22 protein-coding genes are annotated in these 19,057 nt (G+C 55.3%); 17 read left to right on the forward strand and 5 right to left on the reverse strand.

The annotated features are described in order from the left end of the window. Window positions 1-86: 86 nt before the first annotated feature. Genes COMA1_RS01990 through COMA1_RS02005 form a run of 4 tightly spaced genes read right to left on the reverse strand, consistent with a single transcriptional unit; the run spans window position 87 to window position 4,337 of the window. Window positions 87-1,559: a M16 family metallopeptidase gene (locus COMA1_RS01990; protein ID WP_090743017.1), complete on the reverse strand. Its 1,473-nt coding sequence runs from the start codon at window positions 1,557-1,559 to the stop codon at window positions 87-89. After that, window positions 1,556-3,229, reverse strand: coding sequence for a M16 family metallopeptidase (locus tag COMA1_RS01995; protein ID WP_245630814.1), 1,674 nt, complete (start codon window positions 3,227-3,229; stop codon window positions 1,556-1,558). The genes COMA1_RS01990 and COMA1_RS01995 overlap by 4 nt, the downstream gene beginning before the upstream one ends. Continuing rightward, window positions 3,226-3,873 (reverse strand): HAD family hydrolase, encoded by a 648-nt coding sequence (locus COMA1_RS02000; RefSeq protein WP_090743020.1) that lies wholly within the window; start codon window positions 3,871-3,873, stop codon window positions 3,226-3,228. The genes COMA1_RS01995 and COMA1_RS02000 overlap by 4 nt, the downstream gene beginning before the upstream one ends. Further along, window positions 3,873-4,337 (reverse strand): hypothetical protein, encoded by a 465-nt coding sequence (locus COMA1_RS02005; RefSeq protein ID WP_090743023.1) that lies wholly within the window; start codon window positions 4,335-4,337, stop codon window positions 3,873-3,875. Before COMA1_RS02005 ends, COMA1_RS02000 begins: the two co-directional genes overlap by 1 nt. Before the next feature lie 330 nt (window positions 4,338-4,667). Between COMA1_RS02005 and COMA1_RS02010 the strand changes: the two genes are divergently transcribed. The 3 genes from COMA1_RS02010 (at window position 4,668) to hemL (ending at window position 7,534) form a co-directional block, all read left to right on the forward strand. Further along, window positions 4,668-5,099: a ribonuclease domain-containing protein gene (locus COMA1_RS02010; RefSeq protein WP_218055289.1), complete on the forward strand. Its 432-nt coding sequence runs from the start codon at window positions 4,668-4,670 to the stop codon at window positions 5,097-5,099. Window positions 5,100-5,125: 26 nt separating this feature from the next. Then, window positions 5,126-5,686, forward strand: coding sequence for a barstar family protein (locus tag COMA1_RS02015; protein ID WP_090743027.1), 561 nt, complete (start codon window positions 5,126-5,128; stop codon window positions 5,684-5,686). 564 nt (window positions 5,687-6,250) lie between these two features. Further along, window positions 6,251-7,534: a glutamate-1-semialdehyde 2,1-aminomutase gene (gene hemL, locus COMA1_RS02020; protein ID WP_090743030.1), complete on the forward strand. Its 1,284-nt coding sequence runs from the start codon at window positions 6,251-6,253 to the stop codon at window positions 7,532-7,534. A gap of 312 nt (window positions 7,535-7,846) precedes the next feature. On the opposite strand, the gene COMA1_RS02025 is transcribed toward hemL, so the two are convergent. Continuing rightward, window positions 7,847-8,077 (reverse strand): hypothetical protein, encoded by a 231-nt coding sequence (locus COMA1_RS02025; protein ID WP_090743033.1) that lies wholly within the window; start codon window positions 8,075-8,077, stop codon window positions 7,847-7,849. Window positions 8,078-8,289: 212 nt separating this feature from the next. Here COMA1_RS02025 and COMA1_RS02030 point away from each other — a divergent pair, with 212 nt between their 5' ends. The 14 genes from COMA1_RS02030 (at window position 8,290) to COMA1_RS02090 (ending at window position 18,972) form a co-directional block, all read left to right on the forward strand. Further along, entirely contained in the window at window positions 8,290-8,877 is a 588-nt protein-coding gene (locus tag COMA1_RS02030) for a thermonuclease family protein (RefSeq protein WP_090743036.1), read from the forward strand. A gap of 69 nt (window positions 8,878-8,946) precedes the next feature. Next, window positions 8,947-9,255, forward strand: a complete 309-nt coding sequence (locus tag COMA1_RS02035; protein WP_090743039.1) for a DUF2442 domain-containing protein — start codon at window positions 8,947-8,949, stop codon at window positions 9,253-9,255. A 339-nt stretch (window positions 9,256-9,594) separates the two neighbouring features. Continuing rightward, window positions 9,595-9,837: a hypothetical protein gene (locus COMA1_RS02040; RefSeq protein ID WP_090743043.1), complete on the forward strand. Its 243-nt coding sequence runs from the start codon at window positions 9,595-9,597 to the stop codon at window positions 9,835-9,837. 120 nt (window positions 9,838-9,957) lie between these two features. Then, a complete protein-coding gene (locus COMA1_RS02045) occupies window positions 9,958-10,281 on the forward strand; it encodes a hypothetical protein (RefSeq protein WP_090743045.1) in 324 nt (107 codons plus the stop codon). 112 nt (window positions 10,282-10,393) lie between these two features. Further along, on the forward strand, window positions 10,394-10,474 hold the full coding sequence (locus COMA1_RS22095; protein ID WP_141654269.1) for a helix-turn-helix domain-containing protein: 81 nt from the start codon (window positions 10,394-10,396) through the stop codon (window positions 10,472-10,474). Then, window positions 10,443-10,985 carry an IS30 family transposase gene (locus COMA1_RS02050; RefSeq protein WP_090743048.1) on the forward strand — a complete coding sequence of 181 codons (543 nt, stop codon included), beginning with the start codon at window positions 10,443-10,445 and terminating at the stop codon, window positions 10,983-10,985. The genes COMA1_RS22095 and COMA1_RS02050 overlap by 32 nt, the downstream gene beginning before the upstream one ends. 338 nt (window positions 10,986-11,323) lie before the next feature. Further along, entirely contained in the window at window positions 11,324-11,770 is a 447-nt protein-coding gene (locus COMA1_RS02055; RefSeq protein WP_090743051.1) for a hypothetical protein, read from the forward strand. Window positions 11,771-11,953: 183 nt separating this feature from the next. Continuing rightward, window positions 11,954-12,694, forward strand: coding sequence for an N-acetylmuramoyl-L-alanine amidase (locus COMA1_RS02060; RefSeq protein ID WP_176697779.1), 741 nt, complete (start codon window positions 11,954-11,956; stop codon window positions 12,692-12,694). Next, window positions 12,642-13,349, forward strand: a complete 708-nt coding sequence (locus COMA1_RS02065) for a hypothetical protein (RefSeq protein ID WP_141654182.1) — start codon at window positions 12,642-12,644, stop codon at window positions 13,347-13,349. The genes COMA1_RS02060 and COMA1_RS02065 overlap by 53 nt, the downstream gene beginning before the upstream one ends. Before the next feature lie 457 nt (window positions 13,350-13,806). Beyond that, window positions 13,807-14,268, forward strand: a complete 462-nt coding sequence (locus tag COMA1_RS02075; protein ID WP_141654183.1) for a hypothetical protein — start codon at window positions 13,807-13,809, stop codon at window positions 14,266-14,268. Window positions 14,269-14,414: 146 nt separating this feature from the next. Then, window positions 14,415-14,591 (forward strand): hypothetical protein, encoded by a 177-nt coding sequence (locus tag COMA1_RS20865; protein ID WP_176697780.1) that lies wholly within the window; start codon window positions 14,415-14,417, stop codon window positions 14,589-14,591. A gap of 632 nt (window positions 14,592-15,223) precedes the next feature. Further along, on the forward strand, window positions 15,224-15,550 hold the full coding sequence (locus COMA1_RS02080) for a hypothetical protein (protein WP_090743067.1): 327 nt from the start codon (window positions 15,224-15,226) through the stop codon (window positions 15,548-15,550). Window positions 15,551-15,910: 360 nt separating this feature from the next. Beyond that, a complete protein-coding gene (locus tag COMA1_RS02085; protein ID WP_090743070.1) occupies window positions 15,911-18,082 on the forward strand; it encodes an OmpA family protein in 2,172 nt (723 codons plus the stop codon). Beyond that, the gene (locus tag COMA1_RS02090) at window positions 18,079-18,972 is read left to right on the forward strand and encodes a methyltransferase domain-containing protein (RefSeq protein WP_176697781.1); all 894 of its coding nucleotides are present in this window, start codon (window positions 18,079-18,081) and stop codon (window positions 18,970-18,972) included. Before COMA1_RS02085 ends, COMA1_RS02090 begins: the two co-directional genes overlap by 4 nt. Window positions 18,973-19,057 lie beyond the last annotated feature (85 nt).

Here is a 19,057-nt window from a genome sequence, read left to right on the forward strand (position 1 = left end):
TTTCCCTTCATCCTAGGCGTAGCGGCGAGGCTATGCGATGGTGGGCGCTGACATCGTGATCGACTCTCACCAGCTACGCCACCCCTTCACCCTTCCGGACTCAACTTAATCTCTTTTACATCTCCAAAGGTTGCGAGCGCTTTCGGCAAGGTCTCACCGGACCCAACCGCAACAATCTTCAACCGATCCGGACGCAAATGTCTCTTGGCTGCGGCCTGAACCTGCTCCTTGGTCAGCGCCACGACCTTGGCTCGCAGCTGCTGCAGAAAGTCCTTCGGCAACCCATCGTACTCCAACTCGACCAGCCGGCTGACAATCGCCGAAGGGCTGGCAAAGGAAAACACGAACGAGTTCACATAGGCTTCCTTGGCCTCGGCCAGTTCGGTATCGCTCACCGGCTCCGCACGCATCCGTTCGATATTCGCCACAAACCGCTCAATCACTTCCTGGGTTGAGGTCAGCTTGGTTTCTGCCCGCATCAGCCAGACTCCTTGATCATGCGTACCTGTATGGAGACGACTGCCGACGGAGTAGGCCAGCCCCCGCTTTGTCCGTACATCATTGAACAGGCGACTACGAAACGAACTTCCCCCTAAAATGTCGTTGGCGATAGCCAGGGCGACATAGTCGGGATCATTTTCCTTAATCGAGAGATGTCCCAGACGAAGATGGGTCTGCGACGTCTCTTTACTGACGAATCGGACCACCGGTCTGGACAGCTCCGCGTCCGGCACATCGGCAATCTTCAACTCCGGCACCGTTCCCTTTTTCCAGTCTCCGAAGACCTTGCGCAGTGCGGCGAGCATCTCATCTTTTTTGAAGTCGCCGGTCACACCGAGAATCATCCCATTGGGATGAATGGTATCGCGATGGAAGGTGAGGAGATCCTCTCTCGTAATCCGCGTGATCGAATCCAGGGAACTTTCTCGGGCACTAGGATGATCAGCTCCATAGAGCACCTTGGCAAATTCTCGACCAACGATGGACCCCGGATTATCCTGCCTTCGGCGAATCCCCTCGATCGCCTGCAGCTTGGCCAACTCCACGCGAGCCGGCTCGAATGTGGGTCGTCGCAAGAGGCCAGCCAAGATTTCCAGCCCACGAGGCACATCCTTACTCAACACATCCAACGAAGCCGACCCTGATTGCCGCCCGATTCCGATGCTCACATCGCCTGCGAATTGCTCTAGCTCCGCATCAACTTGCTCGGCCGACAGCCCTCCTCCGCCGCCCGTCCGCATGACCGCCCCTGTCATGGATGCCAATCCGATCTTGTCGATGGGATCAAGCCAGCTTCCGGTTCGCATCGTGACCGTCACCGACACGAGCGGCAACTCATGGTCTTCCAAAAGATAGACGACCATGCCGTTCTCTAAAGTCATCCGCTCCGGCTCCGGCGGTAAAAACTCCACGGGTTGAAATGTCATGGTCCGAGGATCACCAAGTACCGGTTCCCCTGCGTACGCCGTGATGGCCGAGGCCTGTAGTACGGCCAGGCTCAACAATCCGGCTATGCGCCATCCCTTCACCCATCGGCCCTCACTCCTCACCATCCTCATGGCTGCACCTCGTTGCCCGACATGGCCGTTACACTTTTGCTGTGGCTTTTCTTGACCAACACGGCGACGGTTCGATTCGACCGGGTAAAGTATTGCGCGGCGACCCGCTGGACCTCGGCAGCCGTGACCTTCGCTACGTTGTCACGTGACGTGAGAACGTAGCGCCAATTACCAGCGAGAGCCTGGTACAGAGCCAGTTGAGACGCCAACCCACTGTTGGATCGTAGTCCGCGCACGAGATCCGCATCCAAGTTATTCAGCACTTTCTCCAGCTCCTGTGCTGAGACCGGCTCCTGCTTCAGCCGTTCAACCTCTTCATAAATCGCCGCTTCGACTTCCGCCGTCGTGTGGGGAGCCAATGGCGTGGCCGTGATCACAAACAGATTCGGCGCACGAACTCCGGGATGACTGGCATCGGACCCGACCGAGACGGCCAGACGTTTCTCCCGTACCAATTTCTGGTGCAAGCGGGACGTCAGGCCATCGCTGAGCACTGCATCGATCACATCGCACACATCATCATCCGGATGGCCCAGGGTCGGCTTGTGATAACCGATCACGATCGCCGGCTCGGCATCAAATTCCACTTCGACCCGGCGTTCACCTCGTTGTTCCGGTTCCACCGTTACCAAGGATGGTGCCGGCGGCGCGGCAGGAATCTTTCCAAACGTCCGCTCGATCAAGGCGATGACTTCCTTGGGATTGATATCCCCCACCAAGGCAATCGTGGCGCGATTCGGACCATAATAGGTCTTGAAAAAGGCTTCTGTAGCCGCCGGTGTCAACGACAGGATATCGGATCCCCATCCGATGGTCGGAATCCCGTACCCATGGGCTCGGAATGCCGCCGAAGTGAAGGTTTCGAACAACAGCCCGTTCGGGCTGTCGTCGTTGCGCATCCGCCGCTCTTCCATCACGACGCCGCGCTCCTTGTAAAACTCGCGCAAGACAGGATTGGCCATCCGATCCGACTCGATCGCCGCCCACAAGGGCAGTCGATTGGAAGGTAAGCTGATCATGTACCGCGTCAGATCTTTCCCTGTTGAAGCATTGAGTCCCACACCACCGTGACGCTGGTACAGCAGTGCCATTTCATTGCCGACCACATACTGACCGGCCTGTGCTTGCAAGGCCAAAAATCGCTTCTGCAGCGATTCGACTGTCGCTCGTTCGTCCGCCGTCGCCCCTCCCCCTTTCCCTGCCGCTTCTCGTTCCCGCAGATCGAGCTCCGTCCCGACAACGGCCAGCTCGGCGAGGATCGGTTTTTCTTTATCGTAATCGGTCGTTCCCACGACACGCGTGCCCTTGAAGGCCATGTGTTCGTAGAGATGGGCAATGCCCGTCTGACCGACCTGCTCATTGATACCGCCCACGGCGAAGGTAATGTTGATCGAGACAACCGGCGTCTGATGCCGCTCGACCATGAGCACCGTCAACCCATTGGCAAGCCGATGCTCGATCACCCGATCGGCAAAGCTTGGTGAGGCTGCCGACAGCGCATTGACGTTACAGACAAGACTGAGGGCCATGACAACAGCACAGATCGTGAAGCGTCCTTCGTGAAACGTGGGGCGTACTCCGAACGCTTGCAAGATATGCGGAGCAAGACGCGAGAGGCGGAGCCAAGGAAGACGCACTTCATCAGATACGAGTGATGGTTGAGTTTTCATATAAACAGCTCCGTGAGTTGTTCCGGTTTTTCGATGAACCAATCAGGCTGACAGGCTTCCATCTTCTGTCGATTGCCCATGCCGTACCCCACGGCACAGACCCGAATGCCTGCATTATGTCCGCCGTTGATATCGTTCGTGCTGTCTCCGACAAGGACCGTCCGATCCTTCGGCACGCCCATTTTGCTGATGATGTGGAGGAGCATCCCTGGCTCCGGCTTCAATCCGAAGCCGTTGTCTCCGCCCACCATGTACATGAAATGTTGTGGCCCCAACCCATTCAAGATTACGCGCGTGTACTCAATCGACTTGTTCGTCGCGATCACTTTCTGCTTGTGAGCAAAATGCTCGAGCATGGGCTCGATTCCCGGGTAGAAGGTCGTCCGGTCCAAGCAGTGTTCGAGATAATGGCCTCGGAATACTTTCAAGGCTTCTTCAAATTTCTCCTGATTGCCTTCCCCAACCGCCAGACGCAGCAGCCGCTTGACCCCGTCTCCGACAAATCCGAAGATCTCTTCGAGAGGACGCTCAGGCAGTCCCAACTCTTTCAACGTGAAATTGACGGCATGAGCGATGTCCCATTTAGACTCGATCAACGTTCCGTCCAAGTCAAAGATCAGGAGATCCACCGGCGTCTGTGCCATTAGTTTGCCTTTCGCAACGATTCGATAAGGTCAGTGAGTACTGTGCGTTGTGTGTCGTCCGATTCGTGGAGAGCCGCATCTCGAGCAAAGCTCACCATCCGCTTCAATCCGACATGGGGTGGGATGACCGGTGAGAGAATACGCCAGTAATGACCCACCACTTTCACATGAAAACGAACCTCTTCGGTCCTGTCCTCAGGGACGAAACTGGCCGTCTCGAGATACACCGAGCCCCGTACCTGAAAGGTCACCGGGATGATAACTTCCAGATTATTCACGATCTCCCATTGCCGGTAATCCTCGGACACGGTCGTTTTTTGCACCACCACGATGCGCCCCCAGGCTGGCTCCTCTTTCCACTCGATATAGGGCATGACCGTATCGAATGAGGCGGCCTCGAGGCGTGCCCCCTTCTGATCCAACGACACATAGCGCTTGACGACGTCTGCCGGAGATCTCCGCATCGAACCGCTCGGACTCATCTGCGCATTCGACGGCCCCGACAACGTGAGGAGTACCAGCACAAGTAGAGTGGAAACACATGCCCGCGATACACAGACCGATCCGCTCAAACCACTCCTCAGCACAGGACGTACATTCCGCAAGATAATCAATGGCGATATGGATGATTGTTTCGGTTTTGTCCGCGGCACACCCAGTTCGCTCATTCTAGCAAACAGGGCTGAAGACATCCAGGCAAGTACGTGAATCCCTATGGAGGATGTTTGACCTTCGCGAAAAGAGAATGCTACGGTCTTCTCGTCTGCCCCCCAGATCCACACATGAGAGGACCTGTGTCCACCCATCGATGGCAGCAACTTCAATTCTTCGGCCTACTCGTCACCCTCTGCTGTACGCTTGCACTCGTTCCATCGATCGGCATCGCAACTCACAACCTCAATCCCAACACCCTGACCACCAACGCCTCGATTCTTCTTTCCCCGCAGACCGACGATCCTTCATGGTTTGCAACAGCGCCTGAAAAAGCCTACGATCTCCTCACACAACTGGAAAAGCGAGGCGGGCGTCCGCTTCCAGGCTATGTTGGTGGGCGTGATTTCCAAAACCGAGAACGCCGTCTTCCTCCCGGTCGCTATCGGGAGTATGATGTCAACCCGAAGATCCACGGCCGCGGGCGTGACGCCGAGCGGATTGTGATCGAGCAGCGAACCGGGAAAGCCTACTATACCGGAGATCACTACAGAACGTTTGTCCCCCTCAATTGACAGACACTGCAGCAGGTGAGCGCCCTATGCCGGTAAAACTGTCCCTCCGCACCCATCTCAGCGCTTCAGTACCTCCCTGGTCAGGACTGCTCGTCTTACCTCGCGGGAGTTCGGCCACAACGATAATCACTGCTCCCGCCGGATTTCTGGTGCGCACGATCGAGGGCAAGAAATGTCGAACGACATCGAGCCTCTTCGATGAATTCGCGCAGGCATTGTCCTTCCCGGAATACTTTGGGCACAACTGGGATGCCTTGGAAGAATGTCTCGCCGATTTCGAGTGGCTACCCGCCAAAGGCTACATTCTCCTCATTTCGAACGCCCAGGCGGTACTCCCCAATGACGAAGAGGAGTATGAAACGCTGCTGGAAGTCCTCAACGACGCCGGAGAAGCCTGGAGCAAGGGACAAACGGCGGACGGTCGAAGCGCCCCGTTTCATGCGGTGTTTGCCGTGACGGCACAGGATAAGTCGACGCGACATCGGTGGGAGTTGGAAGAGTTCAGCGCCACAAAGCAGAGAAAGTCTGCAGAAAACCCAGTCCGAACACGCTCCGCGACTTCTAAGCAGAAACCCACCAAGAAATAGAGTTCCGCCAAAGCTGTTCAGAGTCTGATACGGCAGGCAGAGATCAAAAAGACCCGCAGGAACCAGCCGTTTGAGAGTCCCGCCCCAACTGCGGTGTAAAGAGCACCAACTAGCTCATACAGCAGGCAGGACTTCGGATAAGCCTGGCAGGAAGGGACAAGCCCCCTGTCGTCTGTCGACGCGCCTCCCAGCGAGCCCTGACTGCTGTTTCATGTGTGAGGCAGATACTATGCGTCTCCCGAGGATCATCAAACGGCGCTTTTTCCCCGACGAAACCATCCTGACCTTCCCCTCGGCACCAAGAACAAATAACCTTCATGGCCATCTCACTTTCCATATGTAAATACAGCAAGAATCGCGCCGCCAGCCATACCTGACAACCCAGTAGACAATTACAAAGGAATTTGACCGTTCGATCGAAAGACCCCGCCTTCTGCTGTATCCATATTGATAAGAAGTGGATCCTATCGACATTTTTTGGCCTTCTAAGGAACTGATATCCGATGACCTACCCTCCAGTTTCTTGACCGACTCTCGTCCTCCATGGTAGGGTGCGCCCCCGTTATGAAGACATCCCGCTCTGCCAAACTCTTTACGGAAGCCCAACAGCTGATTCCAGGCGGCGTCAACAGCCCTGTCCGGGCGTTCCGCTCGGTGGGAGGACAGCCGCGCTTCATCGCACGTGCGAAAGGATCGCGCCTTTACGATGTGGATAAGAATGTCTACATCGATTACGTGCTCTCTTGGGGGCCGATGATCCTGGGGCATGCCCATTCAGCGGTCATTGCTTCGATCAAGAAGGCGGCTGGACAAGGCACCAGTTACGGCGCACCGACGGAATTGGAAGTCGCGCTGGCGAAAGAAATTCGCCACGCATTCCCATCGATGGAAAAACTCAGGTTGGTCAGCTCTGGAACCGAAGCCGTCATGAGCGCCATTCGTGTCGCTCGGGGGTTCACCCAACGCACTGGAATCATCAAGTTCGAAGGGTGCTACCACGGACACAGCGACTATTTATTGGCAAAGGCCGGTTCAGGTCTGGCGACATTGGGAATTCCGGACTCACCAGGTGTGCCTGAGGATTTCGCGAAACACACCCTGACCGCACCCTATAATGACATTCGGACTGTTCAAGAGCTCATCAAAGCGAATCACAAGCAACTCGCCTGCATCATCATCGAGCCAATCGCAGGCAATATGGGTGTCGTACCGCCCGCACCGGGCTTTCTGCCGGCTCTTCGACAATTGACTGCCGAGCATGGAATCCTATTAATTTTTGACGAAGTCATTTCAGGTTTTCGCGTGAATTATGGCGGAGCTCAAGCGCTGTATGGCATCAAGCCGGACCTGACGGTATTAGGGAAAATCATCGGGGGAGGGCTGCCTGTCGGTGCCTACGGCGGACGGAAAGATATCATGGATCTCATCGCCCCAGTTGGACCGGTCTACCAGGCAGGAACCCTCTCGGGAAATCCCCTGGCCGTCTCAGCTGGATTGGCGACGCTGAAGCAATTACGGGGGAAGGGAGTCTATAAGCAGTTAGAGCAACGATCCGTGACCCTCGCCAAGGGCATCGGTGAAGCCGCAAAACGGGCAGGAGTTCCCGTGACGCAAACACGCGTCGGATCGATGCTGACGACCTTCTTTACTCCAGGCCCGGTGGTGGACTGGAGCACGGCAAAACAATCTGACACAAAACGGTACGGCCAGTTTTTTCACCACATGTTGGAGCAGGGCGTCTATCTTGCCCCCTCTCAGTTCGAAGCGGCATTCCTTTCCACTGCCCACAGTGCGCAAGACATCGAGAAAACCATCCGCGCGGCCCAGGTTGCATTCAAGAAGCTTTAGCTGGATGCGGATAAAGTCCGCCAGCGGCGTTCTCGCATCGCTCAGAAGCTCACCGTACGGCACTGAGTAGGATTCGCCTCTTCGCTCGCTACGGCCTTGCCGGACAGCATTTTTGCGCATCCTGCTGAGCTGTTCAGAGTCCTCTTATCCCTCGATCGCTGAGACAGCTACAGAGGTCAAAACGAGTTTTCCCGCAACCTGTTAGTGGTCCCCTCCTGAGACAGATATCTGAATCCAAATAGATACAGGGCGTATCTGTTTAGATTCAGGCGTGCTTCTCTAGAAGTCTCTACTCACCGCTCGCTCCCCTTACTATTCATCATCTTCATCTTCTGCTTCCATAGCTTCTTGCCGCTTCTGCTCTTCCATGGCGTTATGGAGCAGCATGCGGACAAACATTGAATATAACGACCCTTTTTCCAACGTCCCCCCGGGTGGAATGGCAATTTTCCCTTCCTTGATCATGCGATCCATCCAGGCTTTCTGATCGGGGGCGATCAGCATAGGAATTTCAATCAACCCCACCCGTCCCATCATATCCATGGCTTGAAACCTCCATTACATGAAACCAAGAACTGATAGAGAATAGCTAAGAACATACCCAACCACGCAGAAACGTGATCTTCTTTGTTCATGCCATAAGCCACTTACCATCAGCCATCCACACCTTCACGGGAACCATTCCAGCATGCCGTTTTGACCATTGTCAATTGGTCTGAACCTGGCACAACACCTGCTCTTATCTAGAGTACACCATGAAACCGTATTTGATTCTGACAACCTGGGTACTCATCGGCTGGTGGTCTCTCCAGATATCATCAAGCGCCTCTGCAGCGCGGCTTGAACAGTCCGACCTTGGATCAACCCTGAACCAGCAATGTGACCTCTGTTGGTATCCCTCGCCGAACGAAGACCGTTCTGATCGGCTCCCCACCTACAAACAGCCACGACACAAGCGCCCACCGGACAGCCGCCCACAACGCTATCCCAAAGGACGGTACAAGTTGAGAGCCGACCACAAATCTATTCGGCCCTCTACTCTTCGATCCAGCACACGACACGAGATGAGACTACTGAGCACCCTCCAGGTACGGGCAGTCGATGGAGACACCATTCGCGTTGGAGGCGAGCGCATCAGACTGCGCGGCATCGATACACCAGAAATGAATGAGCCGGCGGGGCCGGCCGCCAAACAACGGCTGGACGAGCTCTTGCGCAGTGGCTCTATTCGGATCGTGCCACAGGGCCGTGACGTCTACCATCGCCTCATCGCCGATGTGTTTGTGAATGGACAAAATGTCGCCGGTATTCTGCGAAGTGAAGGACTATCAAAAGCAGGATAGCTGACATCAGCATGATTCACGAACAGGTTCGACCAAGAGTGAACATGCCTTTTTCCAAGGAGCAGCCAGATGCAACCTCTCATCCAAAGCGAAACCGATTTGAAAGTGAATGTAACCCTTGTCTCTACGCATGGACTCTGGCTGTTGACCAACAACAGTGAGCTCTTTGTTTCGTTTCTCGAATTCCCTCAACTGCGAACCGCCTCTTCAATAAAGCTCAACCACGTGGTGCAACTCCATCCCGACATTCTGTATTGGCCGGATCTGAATATTGAGATCCCCGTCAAACGGGCACGATACTTCCCCCTCACATTTGTGAAACCGCACCCATCCAGACAATCCGCTCGACGAACGAAGACAAGATCCGTCACAGCCTAAGGGACAGCCTCTTACCCCTCTCGATGAATCCTTTCTGATTCACTGGATCGAAAAAGATACGCATACACGCTCTATTACGCAATATGCCCACTGATAACTCTTTGAAAGATTACTACGCCCTGAGAATGCACCAAGGCATGGTTCATGCGAAGTGTATTCTCAACGGTGCCTCGTGTCCTCAGAATCGATGGTTATGCGCAGCTGCAATGAGCTGTAACAGGATGACCAATTTCTGAAATATCCGGTTAACGATAGCCGACCTGTTGCGGGGCTTTATCATGACAAAAACTCCATCACCAGATTGATGATGTACCGAAAGGGCATACGAAGGAGAACCCCATGATCATGCTCAAAAGCCAGTTCGTCCAGATTGTGTTTACAGCAATCACTCTCGCGTTTATCCTTAGCGCGCTCTCGATGGTCTGGCCTGCCATCATCGCCGCGTTTCTCGGGATTCTCCTGCTGCTTCAATCGCTCGGCACCGAACCGGAGATCGCGAGACTGTCGTGGTCCGAAGTAGACAACGTATCGGTTGTCATCGGCGCCTTCCGACGTCCCGGTCTTCCGACAGTTCTCTCATGACGAGGCAAGGAAGCATCCCGTCTTGAGGCCATCACCGCACAGGCTAAAACATGTTGAGAACCGGCAGATTCTACAGACATTCCAGAAGCGAACACTGCCGGGAGAGTTGGGAGAGCCAAAATGAATGTGAAAGGGTTCATTCTCGAAGATGACCAAGGCCGAGAGTTTGTGATGGGATGTGAACGACCCTATGCCCAAATTGGGCGAACGTTTCTGCTCCAGAGATGGCAGCGCCGGAGACTGATTCCTTTACAATATTCAGAACGAGAAGCTCGTCATGTCGTGGGAGAGGCATTGATGGCACTCGACGATTTATTCACCGCACTGCTCAAACGATGCCATGACCAGCCCCTTGCTGAACAGCCCCTTGCTGAACAGCCCAAAGAAGGATGCTCGGATATCCGTAGACTGCCCGTGAAGACAGGCCACGGCTGCAAAACATGAGTTGCTGCCTAGGCATTCATACCCCACACTCAGGATCGACACCGACACCCGAGGAAGGAAGACCCTGGGGCTAGGCCTGCCCCACACGCATTCGCTCTGAACGACGGCGCGGATCCTAGGACGGGCCCCGAGTACCCTGAGCCGGGAAGTGGCCAGAAACCATGTATACGGCGCTGTACGTGTTGCCACGTGAAACGCTGCGGAGCGAATCAGTGGCTCCCTTGTGGCAGGCTTGCAAGGCCCGTCGCCATCGGGTGCGCGGCCAAGACCGCCGGGGCCAGATTCTCAATATGACCCCGATCACCGAACAGCCTGCCGACGTCGCCACCCAGACCGTCCCCGGTTGCTGGGAAGGCGACTTGCTGAAAGATGCCCACAATGGCTCGGCCGTGGGCACCCAAGTGGAACGGACGACGCGCCTAGTGCTGCTGGTCCGCATGGACAGCACGGTTGCCGCCGGTGCGTATCGGGGCTTTACGAAGAAGCTCCCGCATGTGCCCACCCCACCGCGGAAAACGCTGACCTATGATCGGGGCAAAGGGATAGTGGACCATGAGCAGTCGGCACCCCGCCTCGCGATCCAGATGCTCTTTGCCGATCCGCACGGCCCCTGGCAACGCGGGACCAACGAGAATACCAATGGCCAGCCATACCGATACTTGCCGAAGGGCACGGATCCATCGGGTGATACCCAGCGGGAGTGAATGTCATTGTCCATCAGCTCAACACGCGCCCACGGAAATGCCTCGGCTTTGCGAGGCCGATGGAGATCCACGCGCAACTGCGCTCTCATTCACCCCTTGCAGTTGGAACTTGAGCCCGCCCACCCAAAGCGGAAAGAGAACCCTCACAAGGAGGTTGGACGATAGGTCTATATGTATCGAATGAGATTCAGTCTGTATCGAATTCGATTCATCGCCATACAGCTCAGTGTGGAAACGCGACAAATCCCCAGAAAAATGGCAACTGCATAGAGGTCTGCTTATTGCACATCTAAATTTTAAGGACATCCATTTGAGAATGTCTGCAGACAATGATGTCAATGAAGCGACAGGACTATCTTTTTCATCGCGTTCGCTGTACGGGGGGATCGACCATGGAAGGATTTACACGCGCCAACTTATTTGAGCTCAGCAGCAAGACCATTCATGTCACCTATTCCACAACAAGTATCCTAGGAGGGCCGATTCTCAGTTATCGGGATGATCTGCGGAGTCTCACCTTCCGGGGTGATGACATTCAGATCGAACAGACGGCGTTGGGTGAGATCGTCACGGTCACGCTCGAAGTTGTTCCCGATCTCCGCACCGTTTCATTTTCGCTGATCGTGCCCACCGTAACGGTCATGCCGCAATCCAACGGGGCACGAGTGAAGGTGCTCGGCATCACAACGACTGCTCCAACAACAATCGCCGGACCGCCACCGGGGCCAGAACTTCTGTACTCAGCTGTATATTTGAGAGGGACCGCGCAGTTTATCGTGTCCTAGTCGTGTGGTTTAATGGTTTAAACGTGTTGCGATGAGCCATCGCGGTCGCACTTAACGTGGGACTCTCAGGCTTATGGTCGCTGGTAAGCGCTTGAGGATGACTACCAGTAGCGTTCAGAATGGGGACAGAATCTCCCCCTTGCAGGCACTCAGAGTATGCGAAAGGGTATTGAGGAGACACTTATGGCTATTCAATGGATCGGCAGTCCCAACAAGGACAAAGGGCGAGAGGGGTACAGACCGGAAGCCATCGTCATTCATATCATGGAGGGCACACTCAAGGGGACAGACGCGTGGTTCACGAATGAGGAATCGGGTGTGTCCGCTCATTATGGGATCGGGAAGTCCGGCGAGATTCATCAATACGTAGGAGAAAGCGATCGAGCGTGGCACGCAGGCCGCATCGTCTCTCCGACGTGGCGATTATTGAAGGCCGACGTGAACCCCAATTGGTATACGATCGGAATTGAGCACGAAGGGACAGAAGATAGCCCCTGGTCCGACGCGCTGTACAAGGCCAGTGCCGGTTTGATTGAGGCCATTAGCCGACGATGGGCGATCCCTTGCGATCGCGATCATATCATCGGCCATCGCGAGATTCGCGCGGACAAGACGTGCCCTGGTCTGGAAGTGGATCTCGACCAGCTCGTCGACATGGCCAAGGACATCCAACAGAGTCCGTCCACGTTTAATTTTGTGAAGAAACCGGGTATCGTACAAACTCGCGTCGACCTCAACATCCGTGAAAAAGCTCCGACATCAGCCGCTCCCCTTGTCCGCACGATCAAAGGCGGAAGGCGGCTACAGTATCAAGGCTGGACGAGCAATGGACTTAGCGTCAACGGCAATGCCCATTGGTACAAAGACGTTGATGGGAACTACTTCTGGGCTGGTGCGACAGCGCAGCCCATCCCTGGGCTCTGAGCGACCCACTCGTCCGATGACCGATTGTGCCGGCAAGTGGCCCTCCGCAGGCATCCTCGCAATCAGTGGTTGCTTGTTGGCCTGCAACCCGGTGCCTCTGGTTAATCCCTCATCCGTGAACCTTTCCTCGGATCAGCAAGCCCTGGTTATCACCTCCGTTGATCCAGCCATCTCTGATCAATTCACGGTGAAACACCTCCCGACTGAATCCAAGATTGCGCCCGGCCTGTATTTCCATCCAAAACGATTCGATCTTGTTCAGGTATCACCGGATGGGCGATTTGCAGCATTTTCCACGATGGACCACCATACGCTCGTGGGCCTCTTGGACCTTCGTACAAGGGCGGCACAAGAAATCGACGTGGTCACGGAGGGAGAGGTTCTGAGCTTTCATTGGGCAAACGATGGTCAAGTGCTCGCATACGACTACTTGCCGGCAAGCGGCTCTCAACGCATACGGGGCTATGATGTCCAATCCGGCGAACGATTGGGCATACCCCATACCAAGCACGGTTCTGACGCGAATCTCGTATTTGAGCAATGGGGATCACAGCCACGCGAAGTCGTCGTCAGCATCAGAAATAGACACAACGGCGAATCCCGGACCACCACGATCACACTGATCTCAATCACACAACTCGCCCCAAGCCCTTAAGTCACGGCAGTAGCACCGCCAATCATGCGTGGCCAACCTCACGAGGGTGAACCATATGAATGGGAAGATCTTGAACCATTGCCCACGAAATACCTGCTTTGAACCGAGTAGCCTCAGAGTTGGCCTCGTTCCTGGGGCCGCTCATAGCGGGTTGCATAAAAACTCGGTTATTGCCAAGAACGTCGTTGAGATGTTCGATGCCGTACTCATGCCACAAGAACTTGAGGATGCTCAAAAAGGTTGTCCAGCAAGGCCACAGTGAGCAAAGAGGTGAGGCGTAAGCTTCGGTACGCTGAACCTCTGAGTGACGTGAGAACGCTGCTGGCGGGTTTTTTCAGCATCCTCATAGACAGTCATTGATCGGAAGGCCCCAAGGGACTACAATTCCCGCAAATGGTTCATCCTGTGCCATTGATACATGGAGACCGCTGACCTTATTTTCATGGGAACACGCAACATGAAGCTCCGACAGTTCATCGTCCTCTGTGGACTGCTGATCGCGTCCCCGAGTCACGCCGAAAGCCCTATGGCGGCTCAAGTCTGCAGCTTACTCACATCTCCGAAGCTATCGGCCGTCCAGTCCAGAATGGGAACGGGTGAAGGCTGTGCATGGCAATGGCCTAATGCCCAAGTGCTGTCGATCTATGTGCACCGTGAGCTACAGAGCGAAACCACGGCAGAAACCAAAGAGATGATAGAGCTCTACATGCAGAATCCTGCCTTCAAGCGAACGACTTTCCCGGTTTGTACAGGAGGCGACATGGTCGTCGGTGATTTTCGAAACGGCAAAGGCCCTGGGGGAACCGGCTATACCCAATGTTCTGGTTTCGTCCTGACGTTCAGCTTTCAAGGTGCGGACGCCCAAGGCCATTTACCCGGCATCGCCAAAAAACTCGCCGGCACGACGCTAGTCCATTGACGGGACGACTCTATTAAAACAAACACCCGTTTAGCGCTTGTTGCTCTATCGAGAAACGATAAAACCAGGAAGCTGAAACATGATTCCGTCGATTTCCTCGAAACCGAGAAACCCAACCTCACACTGAGCCATAAAAGGAGCAGATCATGAAGAACGTCGAAATGAGCGTTGACGGTACTGTCTTAACCATCAAAGTGGATCTTTCGAAAGAGTTCGGCCCATCCTCAACAGGCAAAACAATCATTGTCGCGTCAACGGAGGGCAACGTCTCCATCCCAGATAGGCAAGAGAAAATCGGGCTCAATGTGTATCGAAAAAAATAGGGCTGGCTCGGCCATCGAGCCCCATCGCCTTCGGGTAAGGGGAGGCCACCCCTCTTTCAACAAGCCCATGACAGATTGAAACAGGACACTAGGTATACACAAGAGACGGAAAATCCCAAAAACTCCGGCAATCCTGTGGATAGCTTCAAGGGTGGTTGCATTCGCTACCCTTAGCCAAAAACCGTCGGCATTCTTGAGCACTCACATCTAGGAATGCGTGAAAATGGTCACAATGGCCGCTAAAACCACAATTAGTTGTAGCAACTTTCATCTCGTGCGGATGCACAATAAATAGGCAAGGTGATAAATCAATACGCCACAGGCTCGATTGTTCTCCAAAATGATTCAGTATCAACAGCCTTATCCACAGGGTATGGCGACTATATGTTAAGCCCGTCAGATCAACCCTGAAAGTACCGGACTAAGGATCATATCCCTCCCTGCGCCACGCAAGGGGCTTTCTCCGCTTGACTCTCTCCTGATCTTTCTCTGACAATCTCGTGGGATCTCTCAAGGTGTGCGATCCACCCCTCTCAGAGGAGTCCCTGCCAGACTAAACCAGGACGGTCTTCCCTCATGGCTCACTCGGGTCATGAGACACAGTGAACGTTGAAACTCTGTTGAGGTCTCGTATGCATTCAGCCGTCAGAGTATTGAGCATCCTCGCTTCGTTGTTGCTATTCTCCTGTGCCTCACAGACAGACCAGGTGCCAGGAGGAGCCGGTCAGCTCGGGAAAGTCACCGCGAATGGATACACGAAAGAAGGGTGCTTTCTGAATCTGAAGCTGGCGGCACGTGAGCAACGCGTTCGGTTGAATCCGGACGATGTCACAGTGAATTCCAATATCCTCCTCCTGATGTTCCCATTTCTGAATCAAGAGGGCTATCAGTGCACTGGCGTGGTGGTCGAGCGCCAAAAACGGGTCACGACGCGAGACAATCTGTACCCTGTCGATTGAGCGTGGCCGCATCGGAAACTGAGCACACGAACCCGTTCGCTTGACACGCACCGTTCTCGCCCGTCACGACTCACGAACCATGCCCTCTTGCGGAGGTCCATCCACATGAAGCTGTTGAGGGCTAGTCTCCCCCCTGAACCCATCGCGTGAATCTCGTGGGTTGCAAAGCAAATCAGGAAGACGATAGGATCGCCAAGCGCCTTTGTTTCATGTACGTCCGACATCGCATTCCCGTTCGTGTCAGGTACGCTGACCTGTGATGCCCCCTGGTCTCTTGAGAGACACATCCTATGGCATGACACGTCGGTCTCCGGTAGGATCTGACCTCATGAACAGTCACCGCATCGTTGGGAGTGAGACATGATCAGCACAGTATTCATCTTCATGATCGGACTTGTTGCCCTGCTTTGCGAGAATCCTCTGCTCGCGGTGGCCGGCATTCCATCGGTTGTGATACACGCCACATCTGAATCACGGCCGGATCATGCGCACAAGCCTCTGACACCTCATTTCATTTCGTTCCCGACTCCCACAGCCGAGATCCCTTCCGATCCACACGAGCAGATCGGACCTCGAGCAGTGGGTCGCTTGTCCGTGGACGAACAGGCCTCCCTCATCCAGACCGCCGGAGTTGGAGCCGCCCAGAAACCATCAACGGATCAGCCGCAGCTCGTCGCTCAGCTGGCTCAAAGAGAACAGGATTCCACGCCAAGGGGACATTCGGAAAAAGAGCTGTCGCAGGAGCTGAGCACCACGCGGAATAGTCTCCAGCAGGCGAGACAACGTATCGATGAGTTGGAACGACAACTTGCTGAAGGCAATCTGGAAACTGCCAAACGACGGATCGGCGAACTGGTTATCCAGCTCCATGCCAAGGAGAGTGAGATCGCAACCCTGCGTGCCAGCGTTCACGAAAACTCCAAAAAGTTTCGAGAAGACCTTGCGGCACAAACTGAGGAACTCGCCCAAGCCAAGCGCCGTATTTCCGACGTCGAGCAGCAGATGGCGTCCACGGGAAAAGGGCAGGAATCGGCGCAGGCCAAACGCCGTGTCACCGACCTTGAGCAACAGCTGACAAAAAAAGAGCAGGACCTGACCCAAACGAAGCGCCGGGTGCTGGAAGCCGAACAGCAGATGGCCTGGAAGGAGCAGGACCTCGCCCAAGTCAAACGGCGTGTCGCTGAGATCGAACAACAGATCGTTGGGAAGGAGTACGAATCGACGCAGGCCAAGCGCCGGGCGACCGATTTTGAGCAGCAACTGGTCGGCAAAGAGCAGGACCTGACCCAGGCGAAACGTCGGACCGCCGACGCTGAACAACAGACCGCCGGGAAAGAACAAGAGCTGGCACAAGCCAAGCGGCGTATCACCGACCTCGAGCAACAGATGACAGCGAAAGACCTGGAGTCAGCTCAGGCCAAGCGCAAGCCTGCCGAAACGGAACAGCAAACGGCTGGGAAGATGCAGGACCCGGCTCAATCCAAACGACGGATCGCCGACCTTGAGCAATTGTTGGCTGGGAAAGAGTCTGAATCCGCGCAAGCCAAACGGCGGGCAACTGAATTGGAGCAACAGACAGCTGCGAAGGAACAGGAACTGATTCAGACCAAACGCCGCATCGCTGAACTTGAACAGCAGACGGCTGGGAAGGAGCAGGACCCCGCACAGATCAAACGCCGTGTCACCGAACTCGAACAGCAAATGGTTGGGAAAGAACAAGAGCTGGGGCAGATCAGGGACAATCTCAAACAAGTGACACAAAAATATGCGGATCTCGGTCCGATGTTGATGGATCGAGATGCCGAGATTGCGCGCACGAAACGCTTACTGGAGGACCTTGAACGGAGCTTGCCGAAACCGGATGAAGCCCTCCCTTCCCTGGAAGTGAGTCCTGCCGCTCAAAATCCCGTCGCCGAGCTCCCTCCCGACAGTAATTTATCGGTGACCGATCTCCCCATTCCGGGTGCGTCTTCTGGAGATGGAACGGACGCCGGAGGCATCGACCTGACCAAGATCGGCGAAGCGCTTTCCGGCACGCTGGGAGAGGAGCTGAAGCGAGGCACCGTGGCCCTGCGACAGGAGCGAACCGCCCTCACGCTCGCGTTAATCAGCAGTGAGTTATTCCCCCCAGGGGAAGCCACCGTCACACCGAGCGGCAACTCACTGATTGGGCAGATCGGGACGGTGTTGCAGAAATTTCGCTATCGGAACATCGAAGTGACCACCCATACCGACACAAAGCCGATCCGCAACGACGCACGAAAGCTGTTTAAGGACAACCTGGAGCTCTCGCGCGCCCGCGTCGAGCATGCCAGCCAAGCCCTCATCAACAGCGGGGTCGATGCCGACCGCGTCAAAGCTGTCGTGTATACGACAGCGAAGTCACCCGACAACGATGAAAGCCGGAACAGAAACCGACGAATCGAAATCGTCGTGAGTTCATCCACAGCAGGGCATTCAGCTCACGGCAAGCTACAAACGGGGAAGAAGCCACCCCAATCCATTTCACTCAGTTCGCCTCGTCGGCCGTGAGTTCCTCGACAGGGAAGGACCCTCTGCCTCTTCCTGCCACGTTGGCAGACCATCCACCTCCATCGGGTAAAGGTGGATCGCTTCCCGGCTATCGCCTTTCGGCACAAGGCCGTCAACAAGTGGAAGATGAACGGCTCAGCCTGCTCGAAGAGATCTTCGACCCGCTGTCCCGTCAAAGACGCACCTTGGTCCAGCCAGGGTGGCGGTGTCTTGAAGTAGGTGCAGGCCGTGGATCCATGGCGAAATGGCTGGCCCTGCAAGTTGGTGAACATGGCCGGGTGGTCGCCACTGATGTCGACACCAGCTACCTTCAACGCCTCAGTATCCCAAACCTCGACATACGCCGGCACAACATTCTGAGCGATCCCTTGGACGAGCTTGGCCCCGGCTCATTTGATCTGGTCTGTGCTCGCCTCCTGCTCTTCTGGCTGGCCGGGAAACAGGAGAACGCCATTCGCCGTATGGTGGAGTGCTTGCGGCCAGGGGGATGGCTCATTGACGAGGATGGTGATTGGGGTCTGGTCGCCCCTGTAGACCCTGCGCATCCTCACTATGAACCGTATCATCGTGCCTGGAAGAACGGTGAGTGGTGGACCGCACGAGGGTATGACCCACTATTTGGGCGGAAACTTCCGGTCCTGTTTGAGCGCTGTGGCCTGGTCAATCTCCGCCATAAGGCGAGTGCATCGGTTGTCAGGAGCGATAGCCCGTGGGGACTGTGGTGGCGACAAAGTTTGGAAGGAATCCGTGCTTCCGAACAGGCCGATGGGAGCCTCACAGAAGATCGCGATAAGGAGTATGACTCGCTAACAGCCCCGCTGAACGACCCATCTTATTGGTTGATGACGGCCCCGATCCACGCCTGCTGGGGCCAGCGAAGTCTCTCTTGAATCATACCTGACCGCAAGCCTTCTCCAATCGAGCAAGAACAGGAGGGACATCCTCAACCACTCCACGTACTACCTCGGTTTCGGT

This window comes from Candidatus Nitrospira nitrosa, from assembly GCF_001458735.1.
Taxonomy (GTDB): Bacteria; Nitrospirota; Nitrospiria; order Nitrospirales; family Nitrospiraceae; genus Nitrospira_D; species Nitrospira_D nitrosa.